General features: G+C 74.5%; 12 protein-coding genes. 7 read left to right on the top strand and 5 right to left on the bottom strand.

Going from position 1 to position 13,529, the window contains the following annotated elements:
- Positions 1-203: 203 nt before the first annotated feature.
- Entirely contained in the window at positions 204-3,104 is a 2,901-nt protein-coding gene (locus ACFYP3_RS09335; protein WP_388829215.1) for a serine hydrolase, read from the top strand.
- A gap of 63 nt (positions 3,105-3,167) precedes the next feature.
- Here ACFYP3_RS09335 and ACFYP3_RS09330 read toward each other — a convergent pair whose 3' ends face one another.
- Both ACFYP3_RS09330 and ACFYP3_RS09325 read right to left on the bottom strand, forming a co-directional pair.
- Complete coding sequence (locus ACFYP3_RS09330) at positions 3,168-3,971, bottom strand: hypothetical protein (protein ID WP_388829212.1); 804 nt, start codon at positions 3,969-3,971, stop codon at positions 3,168-3,170.
- A complete protein-coding gene (locus tag ACFYP3_RS09325; RefSeq protein WP_388829209.1) occupies positions 3,971-5,251 on the bottom strand; it encodes a VWA domain-containing protein in 1,281 nt (426 codons plus the stop codon). The genes ACFYP3_RS09330 and ACFYP3_RS09325 overlap by 1 nt, the downstream gene beginning before the upstream one ends.
- A gap of 172 nt (positions 5,252-5,423) precedes the next feature.
- Here ACFYP3_RS09325 and ACFYP3_RS09320 point away from each other — a divergent pair, with 172 nt between their 5' ends.
- Positions 5,424-5,789: a DUF6204 family protein gene (locus ACFYP3_RS09320; RefSeq protein ID WP_388829206.1), complete on the top strand. Its 366-nt coding sequence runs from the start codon at positions 5,424-5,426 to the stop codon at positions 5,787-5,789.
- Between the two features lie 76 nt (positions 5,790-5,865).
- Here the strand turns inward: ACFYP3_RS09320 and ACFYP3_RS09315 are convergent, their stop codons facing one another.
- Positions 5,866-7,521: an FAD-dependent monooxygenase gene (locus ACFYP3_RS09315; RefSeq protein ID WP_388829203.1), complete on the bottom strand. Its 1,656-nt coding sequence runs from the start codon at positions 7,519-7,521 to the stop codon at positions 5,866-5,868.
- Positions 7,522-7,597: 76 nt separating this feature from the next.
- Positions 7,598-8,008: an organic hydroperoxide resistance protein gene (locus tag ACFYP3_RS09310; RefSeq protein ID WP_030770995.1), complete on the bottom strand. Its 411-nt coding sequence runs from the start codon at positions 8,006-8,008 to the stop codon at positions 7,598-7,600.
- A gap of 128 nt (positions 8,009-8,136) precedes the next feature.
- Here ACFYP3_RS09310 and ACFYP3_RS09305 point away from each other — a divergent pair, with 128 nt between their 5' ends.
- Both ACFYP3_RS09305 and ACFYP3_RS09300 read left to right on the top strand, forming a co-directional pair.
- On the top strand, positions 8,137-8,622 hold the full coding sequence (locus tag ACFYP3_RS09305) for a MarR family winged helix-turn-helix transcriptional regulator (protein ID WP_388829200.1): 486 nt from the start codon (positions 8,137-8,139) through the stop codon (positions 8,620-8,622).
- Positions 8,623-8,670: 48 nt separating this feature from the next.
- Complete coding sequence (locus ACFYP3_RS09300; RefSeq protein ID WP_388829197.1) at positions 8,671-9,705, top strand: PHP domain-containing protein; 1,035 nt, start codon at positions 8,671-8,673, stop codon at positions 9,703-9,705.
- A 76-nt stretch (positions 9,706-9,781) separates the two neighbouring features.
- On the opposite strand, the gene ACFYP3_RS09295 is transcribed toward ACFYP3_RS09300, so the two are convergent.
- Positions 9,782-10,732 (bottom strand): UbiA family prenyltransferase, encoded by a 951-nt coding sequence (locus ACFYP3_RS09295; protein WP_388829195.1) that lies wholly within the window; start codon positions 10,730-10,732, stop codon positions 9,782-9,784.
- A 76-nt stretch (positions 10,733-10,808) separates the two neighbouring features.
- Here ACFYP3_RS09295 and ACFYP3_RS09290 point away from each other — a divergent pair, with 76 nt between their 5' ends.
- The 3 genes from ACFYP3_RS09290 to ACFYP3_RS09280 are packed head-to-tail and all read left to right on the top strand — an operon-like array spanning position 10,809 to position 13,507.
- Positions 10,809-11,867, top strand: coding sequence for a type III polyketide synthase (locus ACFYP3_RS09290; protein ID WP_388829193.1), 1,059 nt, complete (start codon positions 10,809-10,811; stop codon positions 11,865-11,867).
- Positions 11,868-11,897: 30 nt separating this feature from the next.
- A complete protein-coding gene (locus ACFYP3_RS09285; RefSeq protein ID WP_388829190.1) occupies positions 11,898-12,482 on the top strand; it encodes an isoprenylcysteine carboxyl methyltransferase family protein in 585 nt (194 codons plus the stop codon).
- Positions 12,479-13,507: an NAD(P)/FAD-dependent oxidoreductase gene (locus tag ACFYP3_RS09280; protein WP_388829187.1), complete on the top strand. Its 1,029-nt coding sequence runs from the start codon at positions 12,479-12,481 to the stop codon at positions 13,505-13,507. The genes ACFYP3_RS09285 and ACFYP3_RS09280 overlap by 4 nt, the downstream gene beginning before the upstream one ends.
- Positions 13,508-13,529 lie beyond the last annotated feature (22 nt).

The following is a 13,529-nucleotide window of genomic DNA, read 5'->3' as shown; positions in this document are numbered from 1 at the left end:
CGGTGGTTGTGGTGGTGCGGTCCATCGTCGACCGGTGGGGTGGCGCGGTCATGAGTAGCCGTACTCAATCGAATATGACCGAACTGTCACAGGATCGAGCGCGCGGAACGGCGGGGGCACCCCGCACATCTAGCACTTCGGCGGGGCTCCTCGGGGCCCCGCCGCACGGTATCGGAACGGCGTGAACAGCAAGGCGGGCAGGGATGAAGGCGGTAACGGTGGCGGACGGTTCCTCGGACGACCCGGAGATCGAGCAGGGGGCCGCCGTCGCGGGGACGGAACCCGATGTCGCCCCCGAGATCAGGGACGACGACCCCACGCAGCCCCACACCCCCCACCCCCGGGCACACGAAACCCCGCCCGCCCCCGAGGCCGATCCGAAGCCGACGCCTGACGCCGAGGCCGGGGCGGAAGCCGGGGGCCGGGCGCAGGCCGGGCGCCAGGACAGGGCCGAGGCCAACACGGATGCGGAGCCCGAGGCAGAACCCCGGGTCGAGCCGAACGCAACGGCCGGCGCCGGTGCCGATGCCGAGGCAGGGGCGGAAGCCACGGCTGCGGTCGAGCCCGTGGCCGAGGCCGAACCGGAGGTGGACGCTTCGGACGAAGCCGCAACCGAGCACTCAGCCCAGCCGACCGCCGAAGCGGGGGCTGAGCCCGAAGCCCAGGCTACGGCCGTTCCGAAGGACCCTGCCGGCTCCACCGCACCCGAGACTGAAGCCAACGCCGAACGCGACGCTGCAGCCGAGCCCGAGGCCAAGGCCGGAGCGGAGACCACGCCCGACGGCGGAGCCGAGCCCACCGGTGTGGTCAAGCCCGTAGCCGAGGGCGACGCGGCGAGCGAGATCGCAGCCGAGGGCGACGGTGCGGTCAAGACCGAAGCCAAGGCCGCGGGCGAGGGTGCGGTGACTGGCCGGCTGGGCGCGCCCGCGAACCCGACCGCACCCGAAGCCGAAACCGACGGCAACACCGGGCCCAGATCGGAGGGGGGCGAGGCTGCTGCTCAAGCGGCACGCGAAGTCGGCGTCGCAGAAACCGCGGCCGGTTCGAGCGCAGCCGCGACTGGGCCGGCAATTCAGGCCGTACCCAAGGCCGACGCCAAGGTCGACACCGAAGCCAAGGCCGGGGGCAAAGGTCCGGCGAAGGCCGGGCTCGGTGGCGGAGCCGCGCCCGAAGCCGACGCCGCGGTCAAGCCCGTAGCCGAGGCCGAGGGCAACGGTGCGGCGAAGGCCGCCCTGGCAGGCGCACCCGCTCACCCCACCGCACCCGAAGCCGGCGCTGCGGTCAAGCCCGTAGCCGAGGCCGGCGGCGACGCCAAGACCGAGGGCAAAGGTGCGGCGAAGGCCGGGCCCGCCGGCGCAGCCGCGCCCGAAACCGACGCCGCGGTCAAGCCCGAAGCCGAAGCCGGCGGCGACGCCAAGGCCGCACCCAAGGCCGACACCGAGGCCGGCGGCGACGCCAAGGCCGGGGGCAAAGGTGCGGCGAAGGGCGGGCCCGCTGGCGCAGCCGCGCCCGAAGCCGAGGCCGGCGGCGACGCCGAGGGCGAGGGGGCGGCTCCCGCCGGGCGGGTAGGCGCGCCTGCGGTCGAGGGAGGCGGCGGCGAGGACGGGGCGGACGTGACGCAGGTGCTCGTCGCGCCCCGGCCGAAGGTGCCTTCCTGGGCGCGTGAGGGCGGGGCGGGGGCGGACTCCGAGCGGACCAGCCAGTTCGTGGCGCTGAAGCCGCTCGACGTCCCCCCGGCCGCCCCGCCCGCCCCGCCCGCCCGGCCCGCCGCGCCCCAGCCGCCGGAGGCAAACGCTCCGCTGCCCCCGCTGGATCTGCTGGCCGAGCTCACCAACACCGCTCCCCCGCCCGAGACCCCGCGCCGGACCGCCGTGCGCCGCGTCAAGGTGTGGACCCCGGTCCTGCTCCTCCTCGCCGGCGCCTACGTCGGCGCCCAGATGCTGCGCCCGCTGCCCGCCCCGCAGATGGTCTCCACCGAGACCGACCGCACCGTCGAAGGGCAGTTCTCCATCCCCTGGCCCGCCCAGGGCCAGGGGGCCGTGCGCGTCGTCGGCTCCGGCGGCCTCGGCACCTTCGGCGAGCAGAAGCCCGTCCCGACGGCCAGCGTCGCCAAGGTGATGACGGCGTACGTGATCCTCAAGGGGCACCCGCTGCGCAAGAGCGACCCCGGTCCCGACGTCACGGTCGACGCGAAGGCGGTCGCGGACGGCAACTCGGAGTTCGAGTCCCGGATCACGGGACTCACCGTCGGCCAGAAGTTCGGCCAGCAGGACATGCTCAAGATGCTCATGATCCCCTCGGGCAACAACGTGGCCCGGCTGCTGGCCCGTTGGGACACCGGCAGCGACTCGGAGGCCGCGTTCGTCGAGAAGATGAACGCCGCCGCCAAGGAGCTGGGGATGACGAACACCACGTACACGGACCCCAGCGGTCTCGACGCGGGCACGGTCAGTACCGCCGCGGACCAGCTGAAGCTCGCCGAAGCCGTCATGCAGGACGAGACGTTCCGCGCGATCGTCGCCCTGCCCACCGCGAGCATCAAGGGGCTGTCCACGCCGCTCACCAACAACAACGTCCTGCTCACCACGACCGGGGGCCTGAGCGTCCGGGGCATCAAGACCGGCTCCAGCACGCCCGCCGGCGGGACCCTCCTGTGGGCGGCGTACAAGACGGTCGGCGACAAGGACCAGCTGATCCTCGGCGCGTTGATGGACCAGCACGTGGACGGCCCGGACCCGGAGGCCAGGAACAGCCTGGCCCTGGTGCAGGCGAACAGCAAGAAGATCATCGAGGCGGTACGGGGGGCGCTCGCGTCGGCCCCGGTCATCCGCAAGGGTCAGCAGGTCGGGTACCTGGACGACGGGCTCGGCGGTCGCATGCCGCTCGTGGCCACCAAGGACCTGGACGTGATCGGCGTGCCGGGCCAGCAGCTGAAGCTGTCGCTCGCGCCCGGTGCCGCGCCGCTGCCGCACACCGCGAAGGCCGGTTCCGAGGTCGGCGTACTGACCGTCGGCGAGGGCGAGGCGGCCAGGAGCGTGCCGGTGGCGGTCCGGGGGGACCTGGCCGAGCCCTCGTTCGGCACCCGCATGACCCGCGTCCGCTAGAACGGCCGACCAGGCGGAGGCGGTCGCGGCCCTCGGGCCGCGACCGCCTCGCCGTGCGGTGGCTCAGGCGCCGTGCGGCACCCGCGCCGGCCGGCCCGAGCCGCGCGTCAGCGAGTACCCGAACAGGCCCGCGGCGGCGGCGAGTACGCCGCCCATCGCGGTCCAGATCCAGCGGTCCGACCACCAGCCGCCGGACCAGCCGTCCTCCGGCTCGCGCAGGGACGCGGTCACGGTGCCGGCGACCAGGGGCGTGGACAGGGCACCGTCCACCGCGTGGACGCCGCCGGTCTCCTTGACCTCGGCCTCGACGGCCGCGCGCACCGGCAGGCCCAGGTCCTCCTCCGGCAGGTTCACGACCGTCAGGCGGACGTAATAGCTGCCCGGCAGCGGGTCGTTGGCCCACTGCTCGGCGCCGGCGCGGACCGTGCGCAGGGTGCAGGACAGTTCGACGGAGGTGGCTTCCTTCGCCGCGGCCGCGCTCTGCGTGCCGTAGGTGCACGCCTGCCTGCGGCGCAGTCCGTCGTACACGTCGAGCTGCCAGGTCGAGGCGCCGTGCCGGCTCGCCGAGGCGGGCAGCGTGACCGCGGCCTTCACCGTGGCCCGCTGCTGCGCGTCGAGCGGCAGCACCCAGTAGAGGTAGTCGCCGGTGGACGCCCCGGCGGTGGCCTTCTGGCCCGGCCGGAACGCCGCGGCGGTACGGAAGCCGGTGCCCGCCTCGGTCGGGGCGGAGTCGGCCTTGCCCTTGCCCGGGGTGGTGGGGCTCGCCGACGGCGTGTCCGCGAAGGCCGTGCCCACGGCGGTGCCCGCCACCGTGAGGGCGGCGGCTGTGGCGAGCAGGGCGGCGGTCAGTGTGCGTACGGTACGCATCAGTTGGTCCTCCAGACGGAAATGCGCCAGCGCGAGATCCATCCCCACACGAGACCCGCCAGCAGTCCGGTGAGCGCCAGCACGGCCAGCAGCCACCAGCCGCGGCCGAGACCGAAGGCGGCCACGTCGGAGGCGCCGTCGGGTCCGTCCACCAGGTCGATGGTCAGCTCGACGGGCATGCCCGGGGTGGTCTTGACGGACGCGGGAGCGGAGAAGGAGTTGCTGACCTGGATGCAGACGGTCTCCGCCGCGGGCTTCCCGTCCCCGTCCTCGTCGTCGTCGACCTCGGCCTTCGGGTACCTCAGTCCGGTGGAGAGGACGTCGGTGCGCCCGTCGCCCGCCTCCGAGCCGCGCACGATCTCGCGTCCGTGGACGGTCGTCGCGCGCAACAGGACTCCGTAGTCCTTGTTGACGGCGCGGTCGGCGCCGATGCTCACCGAGGCGCGCAGCTCCTGGCCCGGGAGGACGTCCACCCGGTACCAGCGGTGCTCTCCGAAGGTCTCGCGGTCGCTGTAGAGGCCGGCCTTCAGCTGCGGGGCGCCCTCGCACTGCTTGGCGCCCTCGGTGGCCACCGGGTTGACGACCGGGTCGGCGGCCCGGTCGACGAGTTGGCGCACTCTGCTGGAGAGTTCCGCCTTGTGCTGTACCGAGGTGTACGTACCGCCGGTGGCCTCGGCGATGCAGGTCAGCTGGGCCCGGGTCTTCGCGTCGGGGACCAGGCCGAGGGTGTCGATGACGAGATGGATGCCCTTGGCGGCGATCTCGCGGGCCACTTCGCAGGGGTCGAGCGGGGCGCAGGTGTCCTCGCCGTCGGTGATGAGCACGATCCGCTTGGTGGCGTTGCCGCCTTCGAGGTCCTGGGCCGCGCCCTGGAGGGCCGGTCCGATCGGGGTCCAGCCGGTGGGGGCGAGGGTCGCCACGGCGGTCTTGGCCTCGGTGCGGTCGAGCGGCCCGACCGGGTAGAGCTGCTTGGTGTCCTTGCAGCCGAGCGCCCTGTCCTCGCCGGGATAGGTCGCGCCCAGGGTCCGTATGCCGAGTTGCACCTCGGCGGGTACGGCGTCGATGACCTCGTTGAAGGCCTGCTTCGCCGCGGCCATCCGGGACTGGCCGTCGATGTCCGTGGCCCGCATGGAGCCGCTGACGTCGAGGACGAGGTCGACCTTGGGGGGTTCCTTGGCCGTCGGTCCGTCGGCGGCGGTGGCGCTCGCCGGGAAGAGCCCGACGGCCAGGGCGGCGAGCAGGCCGCACGCCCCGGCCGCCAGCCGTTTTCTAGTGATCATCGCCGGATCGTATTGAGGATCGTCCGGCAATCCAAAACCGGGTCCCCGTCGTGGCTTTCAGGGGGTGGACGGCTTTCCGCCAGGTGCCCCGGCGGTGGACGGGGGCGGCGGACGGGGCGGACCGGCGGATATCCGGGTGCACCGGACGGAGCGCCCGTCCTACTCTGCCTGGATGAGTACCCGTACCTTCCGTATCACCGTCCGCGGTTCGTTCGACGCCCTGACCGAAGACCAGCGGGCCGAGCTGCTCGCGGCCGCGCCCGAGCACGACATGCTGCGCGCGGAGTTCACCGCCGAGGGGCACCTGACGTACGACCTCGCGGCCCGGCCCTTCTTCACCTTCCGCTTCCTGGACTCGGGCGAGGCCGAGGCGGACCTCCTCGACGCGACGGCCCGTGCGGAGCTGGCGGCGGAGAGCTGGCTGACCGAGCGGGGCTACGGCTTCAAGCAGTTGAAGTCGCAGGCGCAGGACCTTTCGCAGGTGCCGCTGGGCAAGCGCGGGCGCCGTGAGGCGGCCCGCGCCGAGGGCCGGGGCTGACGGCCCGCGCCCAGGCCCGCGCCGAGGGCCGGGGCTGACGGCCGGGGCCGACGGCCGGGAGTCACGGCGTCGCCGGTCAGGCCTCGTCGTTCGTGGCGAAGACCGCCCCGAGGTGGGCGGCCAGTGGCCGCGGGGCGGGCGGGGTGAGGCGGGCGCCGAGGTAGCCGTCCGGGCGGATCACGAAGGCCGTCGGCTGGTCGACGGCGTAGCGGCGGGCGAACTCGCCGCGGGAGTCCTTGTACACCGGCAGCGAGGGCGCACCGGCCTCGCCGTCGGGCTGGGCATCGGCCGGGGCGTCGGCCGGGAGCACCACACAGGTCTCCACCCGGCCCCCGGAGGACTCCCGTGCCGTCCGGACGAGTTGGTCGAGGCCGGGTCCGGTCCCGTACAGCAGCAGCAGGTGCTCGCGCTCCCGCAGGAGGTCGTGGAGCCGCAGCGGGTAGGCGGGGATCTCGCCGGTGAGGCCGCCGCAGTCCGGTGCCCGGTCGCCGGGCCGGGGCCCGCGGCCCTCGCCGGGCGGGTCCACGACGGGGCTTCCGCGGTAGCCGACGAGGAGTTGGGCCTCGCGCAGGATCAGGGTCTGCGGGTCGTCCGGGTCGGCCTCGAACCCCTTGACGGCGTGCCGCACGGTCCGGCCGACGACTTCCTCGCCGACGGGCCGGCGCTCGTTGTCGTAGCTGGCGAGGAGGGCGGGGTGGGCCGCGCCCCGGACCGCCAGGGCGAGTTTCCAGGCCAGGTTCCAGGCGTCCTGGATACCGGTGTTCATGCCCTGGGCGCCGGTGGGCGGGTGGATGTGGGCCGCGTCCCCGGCGACGAAGACCCGGCCGTCCCCGTACCGGTCCACGATCCGGTGGCTGATGCGGAACACCGAGGCCCAGCGGATGTCGGAGGCGGTGGTCGGCTCGGGTGACAGCCGGTCCAGGACGGCCTGGACGTCCGCCAGTCCGGGGGCCCGGCTGCTCTGCAGGCCGTGGGTGATGCCGTCGGAGGCGTCCTCGGCCTTCCGCGCGGTGGAGAGTTCGGGGGGCGCCGGCATCGACATCCGGTAGCGGCCCGGGCCGGGCAGCGGGATGCACACCAGCAGGTCGTCGACGGCGCCCTCACCGTCGCGGTGCAGGGAGCGCACGCCGAACCCGCGGGGTACGCCCCAGTCGACCCGTACGTCGGCGAGCATGTACTCCTCGGGGAAGGCTCCGCCCTCGTAGCTGAGCCCGAGCCCCTTGCGGACGATGCTGTGCGCGCCGTCGCAGCCCACCAGGAAGCGGCTGCGCACCTCTTCCTCGGCGCCGGACGGGGTGTGCAGCCGGCAGGTCACGCCGTCGGCGTCCTGCCGGAACGACACCAGCTCGGTGCCGCGTTCGACGGCGGTGCCGAAGCGGGCCAGGAACTCGTCGAGGATGCGCTCGGTCTCGTACTGCGGCAGCGCCGCGAACCCGTAGGGCACTTCGGGCGGCAGGGCGAGGTCGATGCGCGGCTGCTCGATGCCGTTCACGTACAGGTACTGGCCGCGGATCGGGACGGCCGCTTCCAGGGCCGTGCGGATCAGTCCCATGCGGTCCCAGATCTCCAGGGTGCGCGGCTGGACGCCCACGGCCTTGGCGAACGGCAGCCGGGCGGGCAGCCGGTCCACGATCCGGCAGGAGATGGCGCGCCTGCGGAGCTCGGCCGCGGCCGTGAGTCCGACCGGGCCGGCGCCGACGACGAGGACGTCCGTTGTGCAGGTGCGCGCCACTGGCGCCTCCCGGCGTGCGGCCCCCCTGGGGTTCGGTGCCCCTCCATGGTCGCCGCGCGCCGGGTGTGCGGCATCTTTACTCGATCACGAGGTCGACGTCGATGTTGCCGCGGGTGGCGCGGGAGTACGGGCAGACCTCGTGTGCCTGCTTCACCAGGAGGGCGCCCGTCTCGCCCGCCAGGGACTCGGGGAGCTCGACGCGCAGGGTGACGCCCAGGCCGAAGCCGGCGCCGTCCTTGCCGATGGAGACCTCCGCGGTGACCGAGACCTCGCTGGTGTCGGCCTTGGCCTGGCGGCCGACGAGGCCGAGCGCGCTGGCGAAGCAGGCGGCGTAGCCGGCCGCGAAGAGCTGCTCGGGGTTGGTGCCCTGCCCGTTGCCGCCGAGCGCCGGGGGCATGGCGAGGGCGAGGTCGATCTGGCCGTCGGAGCTGACGGTGCGGCCCTCGCGGCCGTTGGCGGTGGCGACAGCGGTGTAGAGCGCGTCCATGAGAGTTCCTCTCGCAGAAATGAACCGGGGTGGCGGCCGGTGGTCGGCCGCGCTCCACCAGTAGAGCACGCAATTGAGTTGTGTGCAATTCAATGCCGCTCAAGTCTGGTCCGGGTACACTGGCCGTCATGACCGAGCAGCCGACCGCACCCCACCCCGACCAGGACTTCCTGCGCCTGGACGGCCAGATCTGCTTCGCGCTGAACGCCGCGAGCCGTGCCTTCGGCGGCCTCTACCGCGTCGTACTCAAGGACCTGGGGCTCACCTACCCGCAGTACCTGGTGATGCTGGTGCTCTGGGAACACGGCGAACTGCCGGTCAAGGAGATCGGGCAGCACCTGCGGCTGGACTCGGGCACGCTGTCCCCGCTGCTCAAGCGGCTGGAGACGGCCGGACTGGTCCGCCGTGAGCGCAGCACCGAGGACGAGCGCTCCGTCCACGCCCACCTCACCGACGAGGGCGTCGCGCTGCGCGTGCGCGCCGCCGAGGTGCCCCGGCGGATCGCGGCGGCGACCGGCTTCGAGCTCGCCGAGGTCCTCGACCTCCAGACCCGTCTGAACCGGCTCACCGCCGCCCTCGACGCGGCCGTGCCGCGGGAGGCCGGAGAGGCGTAGCCGCCTCCCGCACCGGACACTGGATCCGGGAAAGGCAGGAGGTGCGCGATGGAACCGGTGGCGGCACTGGACCGCATCGCCTTCCTGCTGGAGCGCGCGCAGGCCCCCACCTACCGGGTACGGGCCTTCCGCACGGCGTCCGCGGCGCTCGCCCGGATGGACGAGCGGGAGGTGGCCGATCGGGTCGCGGCGGGCTCCCTGGAGGCCGTCAAGGGCATCGGCCCCAAGACGGCCCAGGTCGTACGGGAAGCACTCGACGGCGCGGTGCCCGCCTACCTGCAGACCCTGGAGGACGAGGCCGCCGCGCACCCCGAGGGGCCGCCGGCCACGCCCGCCGCCACCGCGCTCCGGGCGGCGCTCCGCGGCGACTGCCACCTGCACTCGGACTGGTCGGACGGCGGCAGCCCGATCGAGGCGATGGGCCGGGCGGCGGCCTCGCTGGGCCACGACTGGGCCGTACTGACCGACCACTCGCCGCGGCTGACCGTCGCCCGGGGGCTCTCCCCCGAGCGGCTGCGCGAGCAGCTGGAGGTGGTGGCCGAGCTCAACGACACGTGGGCGCCCTTCCGGCTCCTCACCGGCATCGAGTGCGACATCCTCGACGACGGGGCGCTGGACCAGGAGCCGGAGCTGCTGGAACGGCTCGACCTCGTCGTCGGCTCCGTGCACTCGAAGCTGCGGATGGACGCGCCGTCGATGACCCGGCGGCTGCTGGCCGCCATACGCAATCCCCTGATGGACGTCCTGGGCCACTGCACGGGACGGCTGGTCACCGGCCGCACCCGGCCCGAGTCGCAGTTCGACGCCGAGGCCGTCTTCGCGGCGTGCGCGGAGGCGGGGACCGCGGTGGAGATCAACAGCCGGCCCGAGCGCCTGGACCCGCCCCGCCGGCTGCTGCGCCTGGCCGTGGCGGCCGGCACCTTCTTCGCGATCGACACCGACGCGCACGCCCCGGGCCAGCTGGACTGGCAGATCCTCGGCTGCGAACGGGCCGTGGAGTGCGGCGTCCCGACCGAGCGGATCATCAACACCTGGCCCGCGGACGAGCTCCTGACCTGGACCGACACCCGGCGCGCCCCGTAAGGACCGGCGTGCCGGGGCCGGTGCCCTCACACGAGCGGCGCTCCGAGCTGATCACGTACGCCGGAAGGGCGGCCGTTCAGGGGCGGAGTTCGACGAGCAACAGGACCACGTCGGCCGCGGCCACCGCCATGGTGGTCAGGAACGGGAGCCTTCCTGCGGGCCGGCGGGCGGCGAGGAGCAGCGCCGCCGCCGTCGCGGCCAGCAGCCCCCGGCCGTACGCCGTCACCGGCCCCGGCGGGCCCGCGATCAGGGCCGCGGTCGACCCGAGGACGAGCAGGGCGGCCAGCGCGGCCGAGCGCCGTACGCCGAGCCGCTGGGGCAGTCCCACCACGCCGGTGGCCAAGTCGTCCTCGATGTCGGGCAGCACGTTGGCGAAGTGCGCGCCCGCGCCGAGCAGGGCCGCGGCGGCCGTGAGCCAGGGCGGCGGCCAGGGCGCGCCCGGCAGCCCGAGGGTGACGAAGGCGGGCAGCAGGCCGAAGGCCAGGGCGTACGGGGCCCAGGAGGCGGCCGTGCTCTTCAGCCGGAGGTTGTACGCCCAGGCGGCCGCGACGCCGACGAGGTGCACGGCTCCGGCGAGGAGCCCGCCGGCCAGCGACAGCGGGACGCAGAGGAGCAGGGCGAGGGCCGCCGCCCGGGTCACGGCGGTGGCCGACACCGTACCGGCGACCAGGGGTTTGTCCCGTCGGCCGGTGGCCAGGTCGCGCCGCAGGTCGGCGCGGTCGTTGCACCAGCCCACGGACAGCTGTCCGGCGGCCACGGCGCCCACGGTGACGGCCGCCCCCGGCAGGCCGCGGCCCGCGGCGGCCGCGAGGGCGGCGCTGAACAGGGTGACGGCCGCGGCGGGCAGGGGGTGGCATGCCGCGAGCAGGCCGGTCACGGTCCGTGGGGAGCCGGCCCGGAGGCCGGTCCTGGTGGGCGCGTCCGTCACGGCGGGGGCGGTGGTCTCGGCGGAGGCGGGCGTCTCGGGGGGTGCGGTCGTCTCGGCGGGGGCGGTCGTCTCGGAGGTCTGCGGGGTTCGCGCGGGCACGGCGACACGGTATGCGGCGCCGCGCCCGGTTCTCCTGATTCATAACGATGTGTCAGTTGTTTTCTATGGTGAATCAATGACACGTGTTCTGGCAGTGCGCAGCGTGTTCCCGCCCCATCTCCATCTCCAGGCCGAGATCACCGAGGCGCTCGCCCGCTTCATGCCGTCCGGCTCCGATACGGCCCTGCTGCGCCGGGTCCACGCCTCGGTGCGCGTGGAGCGCCGGCATCTCGCGCTCCCGCTGGAGTGGTACGGGCCGGCGAACGACTTCGGCACGACGAACGCCCTGTTCGTCGAGACGGCCCTGGACCTCGGCGCCCGCGCCCTCGAACTCGCCCTCGCCGACGCCGGCCTCGTGCCGGGCGAGCTGGACCTGGTCATGTCGACCACGGTGACCGGGCTCGCGACGCCGTCTCTGGAGGCCCGGCTCGCCAGCCGCGCCGGCCTCCGGCCCGACGTGCGGCGGGTGCCGCTCTTCGGCCTCGGCTGCGCGGCCGGCGCGGCCGGGCTCGGCCATCTCCACGACCACCTGACGGGCCACTCCGGCCACGCGGCCCTGCTGCTGTCGACGGAGCTGTGTTCGCTCACCCTCCAGTCAACGGACACCTCGATGGCGAACCTGGTGGCCGGGGCCCTCTTCGGCGACGGCGCGGGCGCCCTGCTGGCGGTCGGCCACGACCATCCCCTGCACGCCACCGGCGCCGGGCCGGAGGTGGTGGCCGCCCGCAGCCGGCTCTATCCCGGCACCGAGCACCTCCTCGGCTGGGACATCGGGCACTGGGGGATGCGGATGGTGCTCGGCCGTGAACTCCCCGACCTGGTCAGGCTGCACGTGGCCGAGGAGGTCGAGACCTTCCTCGCCGCCCACGACCTCAAGCCCGCGGACGTCGACGCGTGGATCTGCCATCCCGGCGGCCCGAAGATCCTCGACGCGCTGTCGGACGCGCTCGCACTGCCGGAGCAGGCCTTCGCCGCGAGCCGGCGTTCGCTCGCGGCCGTGGGAAACCTCTCCTCCTCCTCGGTCCTGCACATCCTGGACGGCGTCCAGAGCGCGGGGCCGGCGCCCGGATCGGTCGGCCTGATGCTCGGCTTCGGCCCGGGCTTCGCCTCCGAACTCGTCCTCCTCCGCTGGTGACCCGACGAACGCGATGGACCCGGTGACCTCATGAGCTCCTTGCCCTCTCTCCCCTCCTCCCTCGGCCCCTACCTGCTGCTCATCGGCCTCGTCGTCGCCGAGCGCCTCGCCGAGCTGATCACGGCCCGCCGCCACACCGCCTGGAGCCTGGCCCGGGGCGGACGCGAGTACGGCCGCGGCCACTACCCGGCCATGGTCGCCCTGCACACCGCGCTGCTGGTGGGCTGCGTGGTGGAACCCTGGTTGGCCTCCCGACCGTTCGTCCCCCTGCTGGGCTGGTCGGCCCTCGGCGTCGTCGTCGCCGCCCAGGGCCTGCGCTGGTGGTGCATCGCCACCCTCGGGCGGCGCTGGAACACCCGGGTGGTCGTCGTCCCCGGTCTGCCGCTGGTGGCGGCGGGACCGTACCGGCTGCTGCGCCATCCCAACTACGTGGCGGTGGTCGCCGAGGGGGTCGCGCTCCCGCTCGTGCACTCGGCCTGGCTGACCGCGCTCGGTTTCACCGTGCTGAACCTGCTCCTGCTGCGCGTCCGGATCGGCTGTGAGGACACCGCCTTGACCGACGGCGGCCGGCTGCGCGCTCCCTCGTCCGTCCCGTCCGCGGGCGCCCGGCCGTGATCGACCTGCTGATCGCGGGCGGCGGCCCGGCCGGGCTGGCCACCGCCATCCACGGCGCCCTCGCCGGCCTGGAGGTGGTGGTCGTGGAGCCGAGGCCCACGCCCATCGACAAGGCCTGCGGGGAGGGTCTGATGCCGGGCGGGGTACGCCGGCTGCTGGAGCTGGGCGTCCCCGTGGCCGGCCAGCCGTTCCACGGCATCCGGTACGTCGACGGCGTGAGCGGCCGGCAGGCGGAGGGCCGCTTCCGGTCCGGCCCGGGCCTCGGCGCCCGGCGGACGGCGCTGCAGGCCGCACTGGCCGAACGCGCCGCGCAGCTCGGCGTACGGGTGCTCCGGCAGCGCGTCGAGCAGGTGCGCCAGGACGTCCACCACGTCAGCGCGGCCGGCCTCACCGCCCGCTACCTCGTCGCCGCCGACGGCCTGCACTCCCCCGTCCGGCGCGGGCTCGGCCTCTCCACGCCGGCCGCGCCCCGCAGGCCGGCCCGCTACGGGCTGCGCCGCCACTACGAGGTCGCTCCGTGGAGCGACCTCGTCGAGGTGCACTGGTCGGCGCGGTGCGAGGCCTACGTGACGCCGCTGGGGCCCGACCGGGTCGGCGTGGCCGTACTGACCACCGAGCAGGCCCCGTTCGACGTGCAGCTCGCCCGCTTCCCGCTGCTCGCGGAGCGGCTGGGCGCGGACGCGGCCGGTACGCCGGTGCGCGGGGCCGGACCGCTGCGGCAGGGGGCCCGCGTACGGGTGGCCGGACGCGTCCTGTTCGTCGGGGACGCGGCGGGGTACGTGGACGCGCTGACCGGCGAGGGCCTCACGCTGGCCGTGACGGCGGCCGGCGAACTGGTGCGCTGTGTGCGGGAGGGCCGGCCGGCGGCGTACGAGCAGGCCTGGCGGGACCTGTCGCGCGGCTACCGCACCCTCACCGCCTCCCTGCTCTGGGCCCGGCACCAACCGCGGCTCGCGCCGCGGATCGTCCCGCTGGCCGCCAGGCTCCCGCGCGTGTTCACCGGGGCGGTGAACCTGCTCGCATGACACGGCACCCCGCGCACGGGGC

The sequence above is a fragment of the Streptomyces sp. NPDC005533 genome, from assembly GCF_042871845.1.
Taxonomy (GTDB): Bacteria; Actinomycetota; Actinomycetes; order Streptomycetales; family Streptomycetaceae; genus Streptomyces.
Note: the sequence above shows the minus strand (reverse complement) of the source record. Positions and strands in the feature narration are given on the sequence as shown.